We start from the raw sequence: 19650 nt of genomic DNA, 5'->3' as shown, positions 1-19650 counted from the left end.
GAGAAAGGATGAAACTGTCACGCGTAAGCGCCGTTAACTGGAACAAAATTCTGGATGATAAAGACCTGGAGGTCTGGAACCGCCTGACCAGCAACTTCTGGCTGCCGGAAAAGGTCCCGCTCTCCAACGATATTCCGGCCTGGCAAACCCTGAGCCATGCCGAGCAGCAGCTGACAATCCGCGTCTTTACCGGCCTGACGCTGCTGGACACCATTCAGAATACCGTGGGTGCGCCCGCGCTGATGAGTGATGCGCTGACCCCGCACGAAGAGGCGGTAATGTCGAATATCAGCTTTATGGAGGCGGTGCATGCCCGCTCTTACAGCTCGATTTTCTCCACCCTGTGCCAGACCAGAGACGTGGACGCGGCCTACGCCTGGAGTGAAGAGAGCGCGTCATTGCAGCGCAAGGCAGATCTGGTGCTGAAATATTACCGGGCCGACGAGCCGCTGAAGAAGAAGATCGCCAGCGTGTTCCTGGAATCTTTTCTCTTCTATTCCGGCTTCTGGCTGCCCATGTACTGGTCGAGCCGGGGCAAGCTCACCAACACCGCCGATTTGATTCGCCTCATCATCCGCGATGAAGCGGTACACGGGTATTACATCGGCTATAAGTACCAGAAAGGGCTGGAGAAAGTCAGCGCGGAAAAACGCGAGGAACTCAAAGGTTTTGCCCTCGATTTACTGATGGATCTGTATGACAACGAGCTGAGCTATACCGAAGAGCTGTACGCCGGAACGGGCTGGGAAGAAGACGTAAAAGCCTTCCTCTGCTACAACGCCAACAAAGCGCTGATGAACCTGGGCTACGAAGCGTTATTCCCACCAGACATGGCGGAGGTGAACCCGGCGATCCTCGCGGCGCTGTCGCCCAACGCTGATGAAAACCACGACTTCTTTTCCGGGTCCGGCTCGTCGTACGTGATGGGTAAAGCGGTGGAGACGCAAGACGAGGACTGGGATTTTTAATGAATGAATTAACGTTCATTAATTAACTCTACAGTTCATTATTTCCAGCCGAATATTCCACGACGTACTACACTGTAATTTCCCCGTCATATTCGCCTGAATCACACCGATTCAGGCGAAATTTCCCCATGTAGCAGCAAAAAATTGAGAAAAATTCAAACCGCCCTCAGCCCTTTATTCATGGGAAATTCAGCCGTTTCGCTTGCGGCAAAATTCCGCCCTCAGGCCAGCCCAGGGTTGTCTCAGATTCTGAGTATGTTAGGGTAATGCCAGTTAACTATTTACCATGGTAATCATATCGACATAAACAAATAACAGGACACTCTCTATTGCATGGCAATTAAATTAGAAGTGAAAAATCTTTATAAAGTATTTGGCGAGCACCCGCAGCGTGCTTTCAAATATATTGAGAAAGGCCTTACGAAAGAGCAAATTCTGGAAAAAACCGGGCTATCGCTTGGCGTTAAAAACGCCAGTCTGGCCATTGAAGAAGGCGAGATTTTTGTCATCATGGGATTATCCGGTTCGGGTAAATCCACTATGGTTCGCCTTCTCAATCGCCTGATTGAACCCACCCGCGGACAGGTGCTGATAGACGGCGTGGATATCGCCAGAATATCAGACGCCGAACTCCGCGAGGTGCGCAGAAAGAAAATTGCGATGGTGTTTCAGTCATTTGCACTGATGCCGCACATGACGGTACTCGATAATACCGCCTTTGGCATGGAGTTAGCCGGTACGCCCGCTCAGGAACGTCAGGAAAAAGCCCTTGATGCACTGCGTCAGGTCGGGCTGGAAAATTATGCTCATGCGTATCCGGATGAACTCTCCGGCGGTATGCGTCAGCGTGTGGGATTAGCGCGCGCATTAGCGATTAATCCGGACATTTTATTAATGGACGAAGCCTTCTCAGCGCTCGATCCCTTAATTCGCACCGAGATGCAGGATGAACTGGTAAAATTACAGGCCAAACATCAGCGCACCATTGTTTTTATTTCTCACGATCTGGATGAAGCCATGCGTATTGGCGACCGTATCGCCATTATGCAAAATGGTGAAGTGGTGCAGGTTGGTACGCCGGATGAAATTCTCAATAATCCGGCGAATGATTATGTGCGCACCTTCTTCCGCGGCGTGGATATTAGCCACGTATTCAGTGCGAAAGATATTGCCCGTCGAACACCAAACGGCATTATTCGTAAAACGCCAGGTTTTGGCCCGCGCTCCGCGCTGAAGCTGTTGCAGGACGAAGACCGTGAATACGGTTATCTGGTTGAACGCGGCAATAAATTTGTCGGCGTGGTCTCCATCGACTCTCTGAAAACCGCCCTGAGCGAAAACCAGGGAATCGATGCGGCGTTGATTGACGCTCCGCTTGCCGTGGACGCCGAAACGCCGCTCAGCGAGTTGCTCTCTCACGTGGGTCAGGCGCCGTGCGCCGTGCCGGTCGTCGGTGAAGAACAACAGTACGTTGGCATCATCTCTAAACGGATGCTGCTACAGGCTTTAGATCGCGAGGGGACAAACAATGGCTGATCAATCAAACCCATGGGGTACCACTGAAGCAGCGGACAGCGCGGCGCAATCTGCCGATGCGTGGGGGTCGACGCCTGCGCCTGCCGATGGCAGCGGCGCGGCAGACTGGCTCAACAGCGCACCTGCGCCTGCCCAAGAGCATTTCAATATTATGGATCCGTTCCACAAGACGCTGATCCCGCTGGATAGCTGGGTAACGGAGGGGATCGACTGGGTCGTTACCCACTTCCGTCCGGTGTTCCAGGGGATCCGCATCCCGGTGGATTACATCCTGAACGGCTTCCAGCAGCTGATGCTGGGCATGCCCGCGCCGGTGGCGATTATCCTGTTCTCGCTGATCGCATGGCAGTTCGGCAGCGCGGGTATGGGGATCGCCACGCTCATCTCCCTGATTGCCATCGGCGCGATTGGCGCCTGGTCTCAGGCGATGATCACCCTGGCGCTGGTGCTGACCGCCCTGCTGTTCTGCGTGGTGATCGGCCTGCCGATGGGGATCTGGCTGGCGCGCAGCCCCCGGGCCGCGAAGATTATCCGCCCGCTGCTGGATGCGATGCAGACCACGCCAGCGTTCGTTTACCTGGTGCCTATCGTGATGCTGTTCGGCATCGGTAACGTACCGGGGGTGGTTGTGACCATTATCTTCGCCCTGCCGCCAATTATTCGCCTGACCATTCTGGGCATTAACCAGGTGCCTGCGGATCTGATAGAGGCATCGCGCTCGTTCGGCGCCAGCCCGCGTCAGATGTTGTTTAAGGTCCAGCTTCCGCTGGCGATGCCGACCATTATGGCAGGCGTTAACCAGACGCTGATGCTGGCGCTGTCGATGGTGGTGATCGCCTCGATGATTGCCGTTGGCGGGTTAGGTCAGATGGTACTGCGCGGCATTGGCCGTCTCGATATGGGGCTGGCGACCGTCGGCGGCGTCGGGATTGTGATCCTCGCCATCATTCTTGACCGCCTGACCCAGGCTGTCGGTCGTGATTCACGCAGTCGCGGCAACCGTCGCTGGTACACCACCGGCCCTGTCGGGTTACTCACCCGCCCATTTACAAAATAAGGAACAACGATGCGACATAACGTACTTTTTGCCACAGCGTTTGCGACCCTTGTCTCCACCAGCGCCGTTGCCGCTGACCTGCCGGGCAAAGGCATTACCGTGCAGCCGGTGCAGAGCACCATTTCGGAAGAGTCCTTCCAGACCCAGATTGTCAGCCGCGCGCTGGAGAAGCTGGGCTATACGGTGAATACCGCCAGCGAAGTGGATTACAACGTGGGCTATACCTCCATTGCCTCCGGTGACGCCACCTTTACCGCCGTGAACTGGCAGCCGCTGCACGACGACATGTATGCCGCCGCAGGCGGTGACAAGAAATTCTACCGCGAAGGCACCTTTGTGACCGGCGCTGCCCAGGGATATTTGATCGACAAGAAAACCGCCGATAAGTATCACATCACCAATATTGAACAGCTGAAAGATCCGAAGATCGCAAAACTGTTTGATACCAACGGTGACGGCAAAGCCGACATGATGGGCTGCTCACCGGGCTGGGGCTGTGAAGCGGTGATTAACCACCAGAACAAAGCCTTCGATCTGGCGAAGACCGTCGACGTGAGCCACGGCAATTACTCTGCGATGATGGCCGACACCATCGCCCGCTTTAAAGAAGGCAAGCCGGTGATCTACTACACCTGGACGCCGTACTGGGTGAGCGACGTGCTGAAGCCGGGCAAAGACGTGGTGTGGTTGCAGGTGCCCTTCTCCTCCCTGCCGGGCGAGCAGAAAGATATCGACACCAAACTGCCGAACGGCATGAACTATGGCTTCCCGGTGAACACCATGCATATCGTGGCGAACAAAGCCTGGGCCGAGAAAAACCCGGCGGCGGCGAAGCTGTTCTCGGTGATGAAACTGCCGCTGGCAGACATTAACGCCCAGAACGCGATGATGCACGCGGGTAAATCATCCGAAGCAGATATCAAAGGCCACGTGGATGGCTGGATCAAAGCCCACCAGCAGCAGTTCGATGGCTGGGTGAAAGAGGCGCTTGAGGCGCAGAAGTAAAACATTTTCCCTCACCCTAACCCTCTCCCAAAGGGAGAGGGAACGATGACCACCCTCTCCCTTTGGGGAGAGAGCCGGGGTGAGGGGCTTAACCGCACAATCCACCACGTAACAATTCCCCAACATTCACCATCATTGGTTATTATGTTTCCGGAAAAATAATCACTTAACTCACGATTCCTGAAACTAATGACAAAAACAACTCAAGGGCTTAGCCCCGCACTCATCCTTTTAATGTCCGTGGCAACGGGTCTGGCCGTCGCCAGCAACTATTACGCACAACCATTGCTCGACACCATCGCACGCGCCTTCGATCTTTCAGCCAGCTCCGCCGGGTTTATTGTCACCGCCGCACAGCTCGGCTATGCCGCCGGGCTGCTGTTCCTGGTGCCATTAGGCGATATGTTTGAGCGCCGGATGCTTATCGTCTCCATGACGCTGCTGGCGGCGGGCGGGATGTTGATCACCGCCAGCAGCCAGTCGTTAACGATGATGATTATCGGCACCGCGCTGACGGGGCTGTTCTCGGTGGTGGCGCAAATTCTGGTTCCCCTCGCCGCGACGCTGGCTTCCCCGGAAAAACGCGGCAAAGTGGTCGGCACTATCATGAGCGGCCTGCTGCTGGGCATCCTGCTGGCGCGAACCGTTGCCGGGCTGCTGGCGAGCCTCGGCGGCTGGCGCACCGTTTACTGGGTGGCGAGCGTGCTGATGGTTATCATGGCGCTGGCCCTGTGGCGCGGCCTGCCAAGGGTGAAGCAGGAAAATCACCTGAACTATCCGCAGCTCCTCGCCTCCGTTTTCAGCCTCTTTACCCGGGATAAACTCCTGCGCACGCGCGCCATTCTGGGGTGTCTCACCTTCGCTAACTTCAGCATCTTATGGACGTCGATGGCGTTTCTGCTCGCCGCGCCGCCGTTTAACTACTCAGAAGGCGTGATTGGCCTGTTCGGGCTGGCAGGCGCGGCTGGCGCACTGGGCGCGCGCCCGGCGGGTGGGCTGGCCGACAAAGGCAAATCTCATATGACCACCTCCGCAGGGCTGGTTTTACTCCTGCTCTCCTGGGCGGCCATCTGGTACGGACACGTATCTGTGCTGGCGCTGATTGTCGGTATTCTGGTGCTCGACCTCACCGTGCAGGGTGTACATATCACCAACCAGACCGTGATTTACCGCGTGAAGCCGGATGCCCGTAACCGTCTGACGGCCGGGTACATGACCAGCTACTTTATCGGCGGCGCGGCGGGCTCGCTCATCTCAGCCTCCGCCTGGCAGCATGCGGGCTGGACGGGCGTGTGCGCCATCGGCGCCATTGTCGCGGCGATAAATCTGCTGGTATGGTGGCGCGGCTATCACCGTCAGGAAGCAATTCACTAAGTTTTACATTGCTTTGGGCCCCCTGGGGTGTAAAGGGGGCCTGCATCTGTTAAGGTAACGGTAATCATTTATCCCAGAAATTTTACTGTGGGTGACATATTTACTACCGGCATGAATAGTTCAGACCCCTGTCCTCACATCCCCTCTTTCGCGGGTACACACCCCACGCTCTCTGTGCTCACCGGGTCACGGATTTACCCGGCGCTTTCTGATGGTGACATACGTTTGGCGGATATAACCGCACAAATAATTCATTTACATTATTTGTCACTGTCGTTACTATATCGGCTGTAATTAATGAGGTTATGCCCAAAATGGATAGTTCGTTTACGCCCATTGAACAAATGCTTAAGTTCCGCGCCAGTCGTCATGAGGACTTCCCGTATCAGGAAATCCTGCTGACCCGCCTGTGCATGCACATGCAGGGTAAGCTGCTGGAAAATCGTAACAAGATGCTGAAAGCGCAGGGGATTAACGAGACGTTGTTTATGGCGTTGATTACGCTGGAGTCTCAGGAAAATCACAGCATTCAGCCGTCGGAACTGAGCTGTGCGCTGGGGTCATCCCGTACCAATGCGACCCGTATCGCGGATGAACTGGAAAAGCGCGGCTGGATTGAACGCCGTGAAAGCGATAACGATCGCCGCTGCCTGCATCTGCAACTGACCGAGAAAGGTCACGAATTCTTGCGCGAAGTGCTGCCACCGCAGCACAACTGCCTGCACCAGCTCTGGTCTGCCCTCAGCACCGCCGAGCGCGACCAGCTTGAGCACATCACTCGCAAGCTGCTCACCCGTCTGGACCAGATGGATGAAGACGGCGTCATCCTTGAGGCGCTGCGCTAACGCGACGATCCGCTCACCATTCCAGATTGCTAAAAAGAAAAACTGACAGGCCAGCACGTGAAACTGCTGGCCTTTCTGACAACAGGTCGGCTCAGCCGATGTGAAAATAAAAAGATCGTGGAGAACAACAATGAGCGCAAATGCGGAGAACACCCTCCCGCAGCAACCGGCCAACAAAAAGGGCAAACGTAAGAGCGCCCTTATTCTGCTGACCTTGCTCTTTATTATTATTGCCGTGGCATATGGGATCTATTGGTTTTTAGTCTTGCGTCATGTTGAAGAGACAGACGATGCATACGTGGCAGGGAATCAGGTTCAAATCATGGCGCAGGTGTCAGGCAGCGTGACGAAAGTCTGGGCTGATAACACCGACTTTGTGAAAAAAGGCGATGTGCTGGTCACGCTCGACCCGACCGACGCCCAACAGGCGTTTGAAAAAGCACAGACGGCGCTGGCCTCCAGCGTTCGCCAGACCCGCCAGCTGATGATCAACAGCAAGCAGCTTCAGGCCAATATCGACGTGCAGAAAACGGCCCTGGCTCAGGCGCAGAGCGACCTCAATCGTCGTGTTCCTCTCGGCACCGCCAACCTGATTGGCCGTGAAGAGTTGCAGCACGCCCGCGACGCGGTGGCCAGCGCACAGGCGCAGCTGGACGTGGCGATCCAACAGTACAACGCTAATCAGGCGATGGTGCTGGGTACTTCTCTGGAAAACCAGCCAGCGGTGAAACAGGCGGCGACCGAAGTGCGTAACGCATGGCTTGCCCTGCAACGTACCAAAATCGTCAGCCCGATGACCGGCTACGTTTCCCGTCGTTCCGTACAGCCAGGGGCGCAGATTAGCACCACCACGCCGCTAATGGCGGTCGTTCCGGCGAACAATCTGTGGGTCGATGCGAACTTCAAAGAGACCCAGCTGGCGCATATGCGTATCGGCCAGACCGCGACCGTGGTCAGCGATATTTACGGCGATGACGTTAAGTACACCGGAAAAGTGGTCGGTCTGGACATGGGGACCGGCAGCGCGTTCAGCCTGCTGCCTGCACAGAACGCCACCGGCAACTGGATCAAAGTGGTTCAGCGCTTGCCTGTGCGTATCGAGCTGGATCCTAAGCAGCTGGCAGACCATCCGCTGCGAATTGGCCTTTCCACGCTGGTGACGGTCGATACCGCCAACCGCGACGGTCAGATCCTCGCAAGCCAGGTGCGCAGCACGCCAGCTTATGAAAGTAACGCCCGTGAAATTAGCCTCGATCCGGTCAATAAGCTGATCGATGACATCGTGAAGGCAAACGCCGGTTAAGCCGAAGGTGAGCGTTATGCAACAGCAAAAGCCGCAAAAACCGCTGGAGGGGGCGCAGCTGGTCATTATGACCATTGCGCTGTCGCTGGCGACATTCATGCAGGTGCTGGACTCCACCATCGCAAACGTGGCGATCCCGACGATCGCCGGGAACCTTGGCTCGTCGCTGAGCCAGGGGACCTGGGTCATTACCTCGTTCGGGGTGGCGAACGCCATCTCCATTCCCATCACCGGCTGGCTGGCGAAGCGCGTCGGTGAAGTGAAGCTGTTCCTCTGGTCGACGATCCTGTTCGTGCTGGCCTCCTGGGCCTGCGGCATGTCCAGCAGCCTGACGATGCTGATTTTCTTCCGCGTCATCCAGGGGATTGTCGCCGGGCCGTTGATTCCGCTGTCGCAGAGTTTGCTGCTGAACAACTATCCGCCCGCCAAGCGCTCCATCGCGCTCGCGCTGTGGTCGATGACGGTGATCGTCGCCCCAATTTGCGGCCCAATCCTCGGCGGCTATATCAGCGATAACTATCACTGGGGCTGGATCTTCTTCATCAACGTGCCCATCGGTGCGCTGGTGGTGCTGATGACGCTACAGTCTCTGCGTGGTCGCGAAACGCGGACCGAACAGCGGCGGATCGACGGCATCGGGCTGGCACTGCTGGTTGTCGGCATCGGCAGCCTGCAAATCATGCTCGACCGTGGCAAAGAGCTGGACTGGTTCGCCTCTACGGAAATCATTGTGCTGACGGTGGTCGCCGTGGTGGCCATCAGCTTCCTGATTGTCTGGGAGCTGACGGACGATAATCCGATAGTCGACCTCTCGCTGTTTAAATCGCGAAACTTCACCATCGGCTGCCTCTGTATCAGCCTCGCCTATATGCTCTACTTCGGCGCGATTGTTCTGCTGCCGCAGCTATTGCAGGAGGTGTACGGCTATACCGCAACCTGGGCGGGGCTGGCCTCCGCGCCGGTGGGGTTAATTCCGGTTCTGCTGTCGCCGATTATTGGCCGTTTCGCCCATAAGCTCGACATGCGCAGGCTGGTGACGTTCAGCTTCATCATGTACGCCGTGTGCTTCTACTGGCGCGCGTATACGTTTGAACCGGGAATGGACTTTGGCGCCTCCGCGTGGCCGCAGTTTATTCAGGGCTTCGCCGTAGCGTGCTTCTTTATGCCGCTGACCACCATTACGCTCTCCGGCTTGCCCCCTGAGCGGATGGCGGCGGCATCGAGCCTGTCGAACTTCACCCGTACGCTGGCGGGCTCCATCGGGACATCGATCACCACCACCCTGTGGACGAACCGTGAATCGATGCACCATGCTCAACTCACCGAAGCGGTGAACCCGTTTAACCCTAACGCTCAGCAGATGTATAGCCAGCTTGAGGGGATGGGGATGACGGAGCAGCAGGCGTCCGGCTGGCTTGCCCAGCAGATCACCAACCAGGGGCTGATTATCTCGGCAAACGAGATTTTCTGGATATCGGCGGGGATCTTCATCGTCCTGCTGGGGCTGGTGTGGTTTGCCAAACCACCGTTTGGGGCCGGTAGCGGGGGCGGTGGGGCGCACTAGCTCTGTGCACGGGTTGCCGGGTGGCGGCTACGCCTTACCCGGCCTACGATCGTAGGCCCGGTAAGCGCAGCGCCACCGGGCAACAATCGCCCCCCTTGTCCAAAACGCGACAGCGATTGTCAGTTCCGATAAAGCAGCGCGCCTGAAATCGATTCACGATAGTGAAAAGACAACAGGAGCGCACCATGCTGAACACACCCGCCGACAAATACCAGCCTTACCCCACCCTTTCGTTGCCCGACCGCCGCTGGCCGGAGCAGATTATCACCCGCGCCCCGCGCTGGCTCTCGACCGACTTACGCGACGGTAACCAGGCGCTGGCCGAGCCGATGGACAGCGCGCGCAAGCTGCAATTCTGGGATCTGCTGCTGAACTGCGGGTTTAAAGAAATAGAAGTCGCCTTCCCGTCCGCCTCGCAGACGGACTTCAATTTTGTGCGTCAGCTGATTGAGGAGAACCGCATCCCGGATGACGTCACCATTCAGGTGTTAACGCAGGCGCGGGACGATCTTATCCATCGCACTTTCGACTCCCTGCGCGGCGCGAAGCAGGCCACCGTTCACCTGTATAACGCCACCGCCCCGCTGTTCCGCCGTCTGGTATTCGGCATGGAAAAAGCGCAAATCGTCGAGCTGGCGACGCGCGCGACGCGCCTGATTCGTCAGCTGTGTGAAGAGAACCCTGACACCAGCTGGCAGTACGAGTACTCCCCGGAAACCTTCTGCTTTACCGAACCGGAGTTTGCGCTGGAGATTTGTGAAGCCGTGGCGGAGATCTGGCAGCCGTGCGCGGCGCGTCCGATGATCGTCAACCTGCCCGCGACCGTCGAAGTGAGCACGCCGAACGTCTATGCCGACCAGATCGAGTATTTCTGCCGCCACTTCAGCCGCCGCAGTGACGTCTGTATCAGCGTGCACCCGCATAACGATCGCGGTACCGGCGTCGCCAGCGCAGAGCTGGCCGTCATGGCCGGGGCTGACCGCGTGGAGGGCTGCCTGTTTGGTAACGGTGAGCGCACGGGCAACGTCTGCCTGGTGACGCTGGCGATGAACCTCTACAGCCAGGGCATTAGCCCGAATCTGGATTTCAGCGATATGAATCGGGTGGTTGAAACGGTTGAGACCTGCAACCAGCTGCCCGTCCATCCGCGTCATCCGTGGGCGGGTCGTCTGGCTTACACCGCCTTCTCCGGCTCGCACCAGGATGCCATCAAGAAAGGTTTCGATGCCCGTAAGCCTGGCGAACGCTGGGAGATGCCCTATCTGCCCGTCGACCCGCAGGATACTGGCTGTACCTATGAAGCGGTGATCCGCGTGAACAGCCAGTCAGGAAAAAGCGGAAGCGCCTGGCTTATTGAGCAAAACCATGGTCTGAAATTGCCTCGCGCTCTGCAACAGGATTTTAGCCAGCACGTGCAGCAGGAAACGGATAACCATGGAAAAGAGATGACGCAGAATGCGCTCTGGCAGCTGTTCCGCGCCCGCTACGGCCTGGTGGCGAGCCCGCCATTAGCGCTGCAATCGTACCGCAGCGACAGCCAGCAGGACGGCCAGCTGCGGCTGACGGCAAGCGTCGCCACGCAAGGGGGCACCCGCCAGCTGGAAGGTCAGGGGAACGGTTTGCTCTCCGCCGCCGCTCACGGCTTAAGCCGCTGGATCAACGCGCCGTTTGTGATTAAGGATTATCACGAACATACGTTAGGCGAACGTAGCGACAGCCGCTCGGTGGCCTATATCCGCTGCCTGTTCCAGGACGGGACCAGCCGCTGGGGCGTGGGCATCGACAGCGACGTGGCGCGCGCGTCGATTCAGGCGCTTTTTAACGCGGTCAGTCATTCCTGAAGTAATCGCTGGGTGAGAGACCCATCACCCGACGAAACATTGCCGTAAAGGCGCTGTGGCTACCATACCCCAGATCCAGCGCCACGCGTAATACCGGCTGGCCCTGCGCCAGCCGCACCAAGGCTTCCAGCAGTCGCGCCCTTCTCACCCACTCGCCGTAGCTCAGGCCTGTCTGCTGCTGAAAATGGCGATTCAGCGTGCGTTCGCTCATCCCCACAATACCTGCGGCCTGGGCGCTGCTCCAGCTTTCTCCCGGGGCCATTCGAATCTGCTGGCAGAGGTGTCGCAGCGCTTCGCTTTCCGGCTCGGGCAGGTGAAACGGCAGTACCGACATGAGGCGAATTTCATCGAGGATCAGCTCATAAACACGTTCATCGCGGCTTCCGGGTGCGTAAGATTCAGGAAGCGTAAGGGAGGTCAGGATCAGCTCGCGCAGCAGGGGCGAGATCTGCACGATCTGGCAGGTCGCCGGAAGATCGGCGCGCGCCAGCGGGTCGATAAACAGCGTGCGGGCGGCAACGTTGCCGGTGATGCGCAGGGCGTGCTGCGTACCCGCAGGTAGCCAGACGCCGCGACCGGGCGGCACCACCCAGCAGCCGGATGCGGTATCCACCCGCACGACGCCGGTGAGGCTGTGCAGGAGCTGCGCGCAGTCGTGCTGATGCCACGGCTCGCTGTCGCCATGAGCATAATCATGCGAAAACGGCACAAGCGGGCGATGGGTAAAGGAGAAGGTGGTGGTTGTCGTCATCAGGATTGTAGGCCCGGTCAGCGAAGCGCCACCGGGCATCCACAGGCACGATACTAAATGTGCAGTTCCTGAAGTTTTTCTTTTGGCAGGGCCAGCTCGTCGTTGCTGTTTACACGCACATCACGTTCGATGATATGACGGGCAATCTCCTGGGCTTCTTCCAGAGAGTGCATCTGGTAAGTGCCGCACTGATAAATGTTCAGTTCAGGGATCTGGTTCTGCTCTTTCACCTTCAGCACGTCTTCCATCGCTGCTTTCCACGCATCCGCGACGCGTTTCTCATCAGGCTGACCAATCAGGCTCATGTAGAAACCGGTGCGGCAGCCCATCGGAGAGATATCGATGATCTCCACGCCGTTGCCGTTCAGGTGGTCGCGCATGAATCCGGCGAACAGGTGTTCCAGCGTGTGAATGCCTTTCTCTGGCATCACTTCTTTATTCGGCACGCAGAAGCGCAGGTCGAAAACGGTGATCGTGTCGCCGTGCGGGGTGTTCATGGTCTTCGCCACGCGGACTGCGGGTGCTTCCATACGGGTATGGTCGACAGTAAAGCTATCTAATAACGGCATACGTCACCTCCGATAGTGATTTTTTTTAAAATAAACTGAACTCTTCTACAGAATGCGCGTCTGAGTATATGAAAGACGCGCATTTGTTATCATCATCCCTGAATTCAGAGATGTATATTTTGGCCACAGCGATGTGGCCTTTTTCTTTTGGTTCAGGCCTGCTTCGCCAGAAACGCCTCAAACGACTCCGTATCCGCCGCTTCGACCTCTTTCTGACGTACAACGGACGCATCACGCTCTGCCACAAAATCCGCTTCGCTCAGGATCTCTAACGGCTCCTGCATCAGCATCTCACGGTACTCCGCTGAGAGTGAACGCCCTGTGCCGCCAATGCCCTGTTCAATCATAGAAAGCAGAATACGTGCTGAGAATGTCAGTTCCGGGTTATCAAAGCTTTCAACCAGTTCGTCGCAGACCTTCTGGTAAGCTTCGCCGCCGTACACGCTATCCAGCGTCTGGGCTACGCGCTTAAGGTCATGGAACAGATCCTTCCCTACCTTAGACAGTGGGAACTGAGCCGTTTCACAGCCAATACCTAACGTCAGGCCCGGCTTGCGCCCTTCCAGAATCACGCGATTCCAGTTGGCACGAGTACACAAAAGTTCGTCGGAACTCATTTCCGGCGCATCCGCCAGTACGCACCAGACCATAAACAGGTCAAGGAAGCGAACCTGCTGCTCGTCAACGCCAATCGGTGAGAACGGGTTGATATCCAGCGAGCGCACTTCAATGTATTCGATCCCGCCGCGCTGTAGCGCATCCGACGGCGTTTCACCGCTGCGCGTCACGCGCTTCGGACGAATCGGCGCATACAGTTCATTTTCAATCTGCAACACGTTGGTGTTAATTTGCAGGCGTTTACCGTCTTTTTCGAGGCCGATTTTTTCGTACTCTTCAGACGGGGTTTTAATCGCCCGCTTCAAGCCTGCCACATATTCGTGCAGATCGTTAAACGTAATTCCGAGATTGCTTTGCGATTTATTGGTATAGCCAAGGTCGCTCAGGCGCAGGGAGGTCGCGTACGGCAGGTAATACATACCACATTCGGTCTTCTCGAACGGCAGCGTGGTCGGTTTCCCTTGCAGGAATGATGAACAGATGGCCGGGGACGCGCCGAACAGATACGGAATAACCCAGCCAAAACGGTAGTAGTTGCGGATCAGGCGGAAGTAGCCCGCGGAGATCGCTTCTTTATCCGTTTCACCGCATTTCGCCTGCCAGAACGCCATCGGCAGAGAGAAATTGTAGTGCACGCCAGAGATCGTCTGCATCAGTGCGCCGTAGCGATTTTTCAGTCCTTCGCGATACAGCGTTTTCAGCCGACCAATATTCGAGGTGCCGTACTGCGCCAGCTCGATATCCTGCCCCTGCTCGATATAGCACGGCATGCTGAGCGGCCACATACGCTCGTCGCCGAGGTTGCGGGCGGTGAAGCGATGCACGTCGCGCATGATCGTCAGCATATGATCAATATCACCGTCTACTGGCGTGATGAACTCCAGCAGCGCTTCGGCGAAATCGGTTGTGATCCATTTATGTGTCAGCGCCGAGCCTAACGCCTTCGGGTGTCCCGTAGTCGCTAAGCTACCATCCGCATTTACGCGCAGCGTTTCGCGCTCAAGCCCACGCTGAATCCCCTTCAGTGCCTGAGGGTGATTTTCCAGCCAGGCCAGCGCCTGTGATACGTCCGGGATCAATTTGACCTCCCGCCTGTCAAAAAATTGTCACTCAGCATAATTGTAATGGTTGACGATTGAAGGTCGCGAATTCATTCCACCAATTAGTGCCACCACGTCATACCCTGTAGTGTTACCCATGCCAGTAAAACATAGCGTAACGCCTTGCCAAGGCACAAAAAAAAGAGCACCGGTCCCCAGGAGATGCGCATCCATCCCGCCAGCAGACACAGTAAATCGCCTATTACAGGCATCCAGCTTAATAACAGCGTGGCAGCGCCATAGCGTTTTAGCCAGCCCACTGCCTTTTCCTGCCAGCGAGATTTTTCGCGTAGCGGAAAGAAACGTCCAAGAATAACGTTAGTCAGCCCTCCAAGGCTATTACCCATTGTTGCTATTAAGACCAGCAACCAGGGCTGACTTACGCCGGACAACAGCATCGCCACCAGCACCACTTCCGAATTCCCCGGTAAGAGGGTGGAGCTTAAAAAACTGCTGGCGAATAATGAAGCGAGTGACAGCGCGTCACTCACAGTAAGCGAACGTCCACCGCCGCCATTCCTGCATCACGCGCGGCCTGAATGCCAAAATCAGCATCTTCAAACACCACGCATTTTGCAGGTGGAACCCCCATTAATTCTGCACAGAGCAGGAAGGTATCCGGTGCGGGTTTGTGATGTTTAACATGATCGGCAGCAACGACGGCAGAAAAATAGTGGCGCAGGCCAAGGTGGTTGAGTAGCGCTTCAGCAATCGCGCTCTCGCTGCCCGTACCGACAGACATAGGACGACGCCCGTGCCACTCCTTGACGACGTCAATAAGTGGTAAAGGCTGCACGGTGTCTAACAGTATGGCTTTTACCGCGTCGGTTTTTTCACGCGCGAGCTGATGCGGGTCGAGATCGGCCTGATTCAGCTCAATCACGGCCTGTGCGATACGCCAGGTGGGCGATCCGTTGAGGGCAATCATCGCCTGTAAATCGAAACGCATACCGTAACGGCCCAGGACTTCGGTCCAGGCCTGACGATGTGTGGGTTCGGTATCCAGGAGGGTGCCGTCCATGTCGAAGATCAAACCGTCATACTGTGCGTACATCGTGCTCTCGCTAAACGATTAACAAAGCATTACTTTATCGTAAAAGGGGATTTTTGTCGCTGACAGAGAGAGTGATTGCTGACGAAACGTCGAAGGAATAAACAAAGGGGGAGAATATGGTGCATCCGGGAGGATTCGAACCTCCGACCGCTCGGTTCGTAGCCGAGTACTCTATCCAGCTGAGCTACGGATGCATCGGGGAAATGCTTTTAGAAACAGTAAATGGTGCATCCGGGAGGATTCGAACCTCCGACCGCTCGGTTCGTAGCCGAGTACTCTATCCAGCTGAGCTACGGATGCATCAGGGAACTGCTTTCAGAAATAGTAAATGGTGCATCCGGGAGGATTCGAACCTCCGACCGCTCGGTTCGTAGCCGAGTACTCTATCCAGCTGAGCTACGGATGCATCGGGATTTACTACTGTACTGCTCGATATTCATATCACTTCGAAAGCAATATGAAGTAATAGATGGTGCATCCGGGAGGATTCGAACCTCCGACCGCTCGGTTCGTAGCCGAGTACTCTATCCAGCTGAGCTACGGATGCAAAATGGCGGTGAGGCGGGGATTCGAACCCCGGATGCAGCTTTTGACCGCATACTCCCTTAGCAGGGGAGCGCCTTCAGCCTCTCGGCCACCTCACCACACAACGCCTCTTTCGAGTGCTTCGAGCAACTCGTTAAGAGCTTCTCGTCGCTGCGTGGCGCATATATTACTTTCTGGGACTTATAAGTCAAACAATTTTCCACATGCTTTTTTCGTTTGCACAATTCGCACGCAATTCGCATGTAAAAGCCGCAAAGAGAGTGTTTTATAAGCGGATTTTGCAGGCATCTTCACAGAATTGTGTTGAGAGAAGCGCGTCTTTTGGATGAGATAAGATTATGAGAGTGGTCAAAAACGAAGCGTTTGAAATAGAACGGTAACTTTATGCAGGAAAAATAGCAGGAGGGTTGCGTCTCGCCCGACAGCGAGACGCGACAATATCAGTAACTGGACTGCTGGGATTTTTCAGCCTGGATACGCTGGTAGATCTCTTCACGGTGGACAGATACTTCTTTAGGAGCGTTAACACCAATACGTACCTGGTTACCCTTTACCCCTAAAACTGTCACGGTGACCTCATCCCCAATCATGAGGGTCTCACCAACTCGACGAGTCAGAATCAGCATTCTTTGCTCCTTGAAAGATTAAAAGAGTCGGGTCTCTTGTATCCCGGCATTATCCATCATATAACGCCAAAAAGTAAGCGATGACAAACACGTAAAGTGTAAGCAGTCACGGCATCACATTCTGTTAAACGTAAGTTTAGCCGATATACACAAACTCAACCTGACTTTATCGTTATCGATAGCGCAGTGAGCAAGACGCCATAACGTTACCGCTATGGCGTCTGCTTGTGTTTTGTAGTTATTACAGTTTCGCGCTTACCCAGCTTTCAACGCTGGCTAATGCCGCGGGAAGTGCCGCCGCATCCGTACCACCGGCTTGCGCCATGTCCGGACGACCGCCACCTTTGCCACCCACCTGCTGGGCGACCATGCCAATCAGTTCCCCTGCTTTGACACGATCCGTCACATCCTTAGAGACGCCCGCAATCAGAGAAACCTTACCCTCTGCGACCGTTGCCAGCACGATAACCGTCGAACCAAGCTGGTTCTTCAGATCGTCGACCATGGTACGCAGCATCTTAGGCTCAACGCCCGCCAGATCGCTGACCAGCAGTTTGACGCCCTTAATGTCTACCGCTTTGCTGGAGAGGTTTGCGCTCTCCTGCGCCGCAGCCTGTTCTTTCAGCTGCTGGAGTTCTTTTTCCAGCTGACGGGTACGATCCAGCGCGACACGCACTTTTTCGCCCAGGTTCTGGCTATCGCCTTTCAGCAGCTGCGCGATCTCGTGCAGCTGGTCGCTCTGCGCATGCAGGCTGGCAATTGCGCCTTCCCCGGTCACCGCCTCAATACGACGCACGCCTGCCGCCGTCCCCGACTCGGAAACGATGCGGAACAAGCCGATGTCACCGGTGCGGGATGCGTGAGTACCGCCACACAGTTCGGTAGAGAAGTCGCCCATGCTCAGCACGCGAACGCGGTCGTCATATTTCTCGCCAAACAGCGCCATCGCACCTTTCTTCTTCGCTGCCTCGAGATCCATGATGTGGGTTTCGATTGGCAGGTTACGGCGGATCTGGGTATTCACCAGGTCTTCCACCGCACGAATTTCAGACGGCTTCATCGCTTCAAAATGCGAGAAGTCGAAACGCAGCACTTTGTCATTAACCAGAGAACCTTTCTGGGCAACGTGCGTACCCAGCACTTCGCGCAGGGCTGCGTGCATCAGGTGGGTTGCCGAGTGGTTCAGACGAATGCGCGCGCGGCGAGCTTCGTCAACGTTGGCCTGAACGCCCTCGCCCACTTTCAGAGAGCCGGAAACCAGTTTGCCCTGGTGACCAATTGCCTGACCGTATTTCTGGGTATCGCTTACGCTGAAGCTGAAGCCATTGCCTTTCAGCTCGCCTTTATCGCCAACCTGGCCGCCCGATTCCGCATAGAACGGCGTTTTATCCAGGATAACAACCGCGTCCTGACCCGCGCTAATGCTGTCTACGGCTTTACCGTCAACAAACAGCGCGGTCACGTTGCTGGTCAGGGCCAGCTCTTCGTAGCCTTTAAATTCAGACGCGCTATCAACGCGGATCATCGCGTTGTAGTCCGCGCCAAAACCGCTGGATTCACGCGCGCGACGACGCTGCTCTTCCATTGCGGCTTCAAAGCCTGCTTCGTCAACTTTGATGTTGCGCTCGCGGCAAACGTCCGCGGTCAGATCAACCGGGAAGCCGTAGGTGTCGTACAGGCGGAAAGCGGTTTCGCCATCCAGCGTGTCACCCTTGAGTTTCGCCAGCTCGTCGTCCAGCAGCGCCAGACCGCGCTCCAGCGTACGGGCAAACTGCTCTTCTTCGGTTTTCAGAACCTGTTCAACCTGCGCCTGCTGGCGTTTCAGCTCGTCACCGGCAGAGCCCATCACGCCAATCAGTGGCCCAACGAGTTTATAGAAGAAGGTGTCCTTCGCGCCCAGCATGTTGCCATGGCGGATCGCACGACGAATGATACGACGCAGCACATAGCCACGGTTTTCATTCGACGGGATAACGCCGTCAGCAATCAGGAACGCACAGGAACGAATATGGTCTGCGATAACGCGCAGTGATTTGTTGCTCAGATCGGTTGCGCCCGTTACCTCAGCAACGGCTTTGATCAGGGTGCTGAACAGGTCAATCTCATAGTTGGAGTTAACGTGTTGCAGAACGGCCGCGATACGCTCAAGGCCCATACCGGTATCTACGGACGGTTTTGGCAGCGGCTCCATGGTGCCGTCGGCCTGACGGTTGAACTGCATGAAGACGATGTTCCAGATCTCAATGTAGCGATCGCCATCTTCTTCCGCGCTTCCCGGAGGGCCGCCCCAGATGTGGTCGCCATGATCGTAGAAGATCTCGGTGCACGGACCGCAAGGGCCGGTGTCGCCCATCTGCCAGAAGTTATCAGACGCGTAAGGCGCGCCTTTGTTGTCACCGATACGGATGATACGTTCGCGAGGGATACCCACTTCTTTTTCCCAGATGTCGAACGCTTCGTCATCGGTCTCATACACGGTCACCCACAGACGCTCTTTCGGCAGATTGAACCAGTTTTCACCGGTCAGCAGTTCCCACGCGTATTGAATGGCGTCGTGTTTGAAGTAGTCGCCGAAGCTGAAGTTACCCAGCATTTCGAAGAAGGTGTGGTGGCGCGCGGTGTAACCGACGTTTTCCAGATCGTTGTGTTTACCGCCCGCACGCACGCAACGCTGTGAGGTTGTGGCGCGGGAATAATTACGCTTGTCGAGACCAAGGAACACATCCTTGAACTGGTTCATCCCGGCGTTGGTAAACAGCAGAGTCGGGTCATTGTTCGGTACCAGGGAGCTGCTGGCAACAACCTGGTGTCCCTTACTATGGAAAAAATCGAGAAACGCCTGACGGATCTCAGCGGTGCTCTTGCTCATAATTATCCTGAAATCAAGCTAACG

Annotated in this window: 16 protein-coding genes and 5 tRNA genes; 9 read left to right on the top strand and 12 right to left on the bottom strand. The window is 56.2% G+C overall.

Annotation, left to right across the window (positions count from 1 at the left end; all coding sequences use genetic code 11):
- Positions 1-8 precede the first annotated feature (8 nt).
- From nrdF to leuA, 9 genes are all read left to right on the top strand, one after another.
- Positions 9-968, top strand: coding sequence for a class 1b ribonucleoside-diphosphate reductase subunit beta (nrdF, locus tag RHN82_RS14985; protein ID WP_047052103.1), 960 nt, complete (start codon positions 9-11; stop codon positions 966-968).
- 333 nt (positions 969-1301) lie between these two features.
- Positions 1302-2504 carry a glycine betaine/L-proline ABC transporter ATP-binding protein ProV gene (gene proV / locus RHN82_RS14980; RefSeq protein WP_047052105.1) on the top strand — a complete coding sequence of 401 codons (1203 nt, stop codon included), beginning with the start codon at positions 1302-1304 and terminating at the stop codon, positions 2502-2504.
- Positions 2497-3561: a glycine betaine/L-proline ABC transporter permease ProW gene (gene proW, locus RHN82_RS14975; protein WP_047052107.1), complete on the top strand. Its 1065-nt coding sequence runs from the start codon at positions 2497-2499 to the stop codon at positions 3559-3561. Before proV ends, proW begins: the two co-directional genes overlap by 8 nt.
- Positions 3562-3570: 9 nt before the next feature.
- Complete coding sequence (gene proX / locus RHN82_RS14970) at positions 3571-4566, top strand: glycine betaine/L-proline ABC transporter substrate-binding protein ProX (RefSeq protein WP_017382774.1); 996 nt, start codon at positions 3571-3573, stop codon at positions 4564-4566.
- A gap of 189 nt (positions 4567-4755) precedes the next feature.
- Entirely contained in the window at positions 4756-5940 is a 1185-nt protein-coding gene (locus tag RHN82_RS14965) for an MFS transporter (RefSeq protein ID WP_023304299.1), read from the top strand.
- A gap of 314 nt (positions 5941-6254) precedes the next feature.
- Positions 6255-6785 (top strand): multidrug efflux transporter EmrAB transcriptional repressor EmrR, encoded by a 531-nt coding sequence (gene emrR / locus RHN82_RS14960; protein ID WP_017694792.1) that lies wholly within the window; start codon positions 6255-6257, stop codon positions 6783-6785.
- Between the two features lie 130 nt (positions 6786-6915).
- Positions 6916-8088, top strand: a complete 1173-nt coding sequence (gene emrA / locus RHN82_RS14955; protein ID WP_017382776.1) for a multidrug efflux MFS transporter periplasmic adaptor subunit EmrA — start codon at positions 6916-6918, stop codon at positions 8086-8088.
- 16 nt (positions 8089-8104) lie between these two features.
- Complete coding sequence (emrB, locus tag RHN82_RS14950; protein WP_006811709.1) at positions 8105-9652, top strand: multidrug efflux MFS transporter permease subunit EmrB; 1548 nt, start codon at positions 8105-8107, stop codon at positions 9650-9652.
- Positions 9653-9837: 185 nt separating this feature from the next.
- A complete protein-coding gene (gene leuA, locus RHN82_RS14945) occupies positions 9838-11493 on the top strand; it encodes a 2-isopropylmalate synthase (RefSeq protein ID WP_047052110.1) in 1656 nt (551 codons plus the stop codon).
- On the opposite strand, the gene RHN82_RS14940 is transcribed toward leuA, so the two are convergent.
- From RHN82_RS14940 to alaS, 12 genes are all read right to left on the bottom strand, one after another.
- Entirely contained in the window at positions 11480-12244 is a 765-nt protein-coding gene (locus RHN82_RS14940; RefSeq protein ID WP_047052141.1) for a helix-turn-helix domain-containing protein, read from the bottom strand. The genes leuA and RHN82_RS14940 overlap by 14 nt on opposite strands.
- 53 nt (positions 12245-12297) lie before the next feature.
- Entirely contained in the window at positions 12298-12813 is a 516-nt protein-coding gene (gene luxS, locus RHN82_RS14935; protein WP_047052111.1) for an S-ribosylhomocysteine lyase, read from the bottom strand.
- A gap of 152 nt (positions 12814-12965) precedes the next feature.
- Positions 12966-14510 (bottom strand): glutamate--cysteine ligase, encoded by a 1545-nt coding sequence (gene gshA / locus RHN82_RS14930; RefSeq protein ID WP_047052113.1) that lies wholly within the window; start codon positions 14508-14510, stop codon positions 12966-12968.
- 83 nt (positions 14511-14593) lie between these two features.
- Positions 14594-15022 carry a YqaA family protein gene (locus RHN82_RS14925; protein WP_017692791.1) on the bottom strand — a complete coding sequence of 143 codons (429 nt, stop codon included), beginning with the start codon at positions 15020-15022 and terminating at the stop codon, positions 14594-14596.
- Positions 15019-15585, bottom strand: a complete 567-nt coding sequence (yqaB, locus tag RHN82_RS14920; protein ID WP_015571665.1) for a fructose-1-phosphate/6-phosphogluconate phosphatase — start codon at positions 15583-15585, stop codon at positions 15019-15021. The genes RHN82_RS14925 and yqaB overlap by 4 nt, the downstream gene beginning before the upstream one ends.
- A gap of 117 nt (positions 15586-15702) precedes the next feature.
- A tRNA-Arg gene (locus tag RHN82_RS14915) sits at positions 15703-15779 on the bottom strand.
- Positions 15780-15808: 29 nt separating this feature from the next.
- Positions 15809-15885 (bottom strand) — tRNA-Arg (locus RHN82_RS14910).
- Positions 15886-15914: 29 nt separating this feature from the next.
- Positions 15915-15991: transfer RNA gene (locus tag RHN82_RS14905), tRNA-Arg, on the bottom strand.
- Between the two features lie 64 nt (positions 15992-16055).
- A tRNA-Arg gene (locus RHN82_RS14900) sits at positions 16056-16132 on the bottom strand.
- Between the two features lie 4 nt (positions 16133-16136).
- Positions 16137-16229: transfer RNA gene (locus tag RHN82_RS14895), tRNA-Ser, on the bottom strand.
- Between the two features lie 342 nt (positions 16230-16571).
- Positions 16572-16757 carry a carbon storage regulator CsrA gene (csrA, locus tag RHN82_RS14890; RefSeq protein ID WP_000906486.1) on the bottom strand — a complete coding sequence of 62 codons (186 nt, stop codon included), beginning with the start codon at positions 16755-16757 and terminating at the stop codon, positions 16572-16574.
- Positions 16758-16998: 241 nt separating this feature from the next.
- Positions 16999-19626, bottom strand: a complete 2628-nt coding sequence (gene alaS / locus RHN82_RS14885) for an alanine--tRNA ligase (protein WP_047052116.1) — start codon at positions 19624-19626, stop codon at positions 16999-17001.
- Positions 19627-19650 lie beyond the last annotated feature (24 nt).

The organism is Enterobacter cloacae complex sp. EB5, from assembly GCF_031432835.1.
GTDB classification, from domain to species: domain Bacteria; phylum Pseudomonadota; class Gammaproteobacteria; order Enterobacterales; family Enterobacteriaceae; genus Enterobacter; species Enterobacter hormaechei_C.
This window is presented reverse-complemented; position numbering and strand designations above follow the sequence as displayed.

Bases quoted from the DNA above. Each gene is read 5' to 3' on its own strand.
- nrdF (WP_047052103.1), top strand. From the start codon at position 9: ATGAAACTGTCACGCGTAAGCGCCGTTAACTGGAACAAAATTCTGGAT.
- proV (WP_047052105.1), top strand. From the start codon at position 1,302: ATGGCAATTAAATTAGAAGTGAAAAATCTTTATAAAGTATTTGGCGAG.
- proW (WP_047052107.1), top strand. From the start codon at position 2,497: ATGGCTGATCAATCAAACCCATGGGGTACCACTGAAGCAGCGGACAGC.
- proX (WP_017382774.1), top strand. From the start codon at position 3,571: ATGCGACATAACGTACTTTTTGCCACAGCGTTTGCGACCCTTGTCTCC.
- RHN82_RS14965 (WP_023304299.1), top strand. From the start codon at position 4,756: ATGACAAAAACAACTCAAGGGCTTAGCCCCGCACTCATCCTTTTAATG.
- emrR (WP_017694792.1), top strand. From the start codon at position 6,255: ATGGATAGTTCGTTTACGCCCATTGAACAAATGCTTAAGTTCCGCGCC.
- emrA (WP_017382776.1), top strand. From the start codon at position 6,916: ATGAGCGCAAATGCGGAGAACACCCTCCCGCAGCAACCGGCCAACAAA.
- emrB (WP_006811709.1), top strand. From the start codon at position 8,105: ATGCAACAGCAAAAGCCGCAAAAACCGCTGGAGGGGGCGCAGCTGGTC.
- leuA (WP_047052110.1), top strand. From the start codon at position 9,838: ATGCTGAACACACCCGCCGACAAATACCAGCCTTACCCCACCCTTTCG.
- RHN82_RS14940 (WP_047052141.1), bottom strand. From the start codon at position 12,244: ATGACGACAACCACCACCTTCTCCTTTACCCATCGCCCGCTTGTGCCG.
- luxS (WP_047052111.1), bottom strand. From the start codon at position 12,813: ATGCCGTTATTAGATAGCTTTACTGTCGACCATACCCGTATGGAAGCA.
- yqaB (WP_015571665.1), bottom strand. From the start codon at position 15,585: ATGTACGCACAGTATGACGGTTTGATCTTCGACATGGACGGCACCCTC.
- csrA (WP_000906486.1), bottom strand. From the start codon at position 16,757: ATGCTGATTCTGACTCGTCGAGTTGGTGAGACCCTCATGATTGGGGAT.
- alaS (WP_047052116.1), bottom strand. From the start codon at position 19,626: ATGAGCAAGAGCACCGCTGAGATCCGTCAGGCGTTTCTCGATTTTTTC.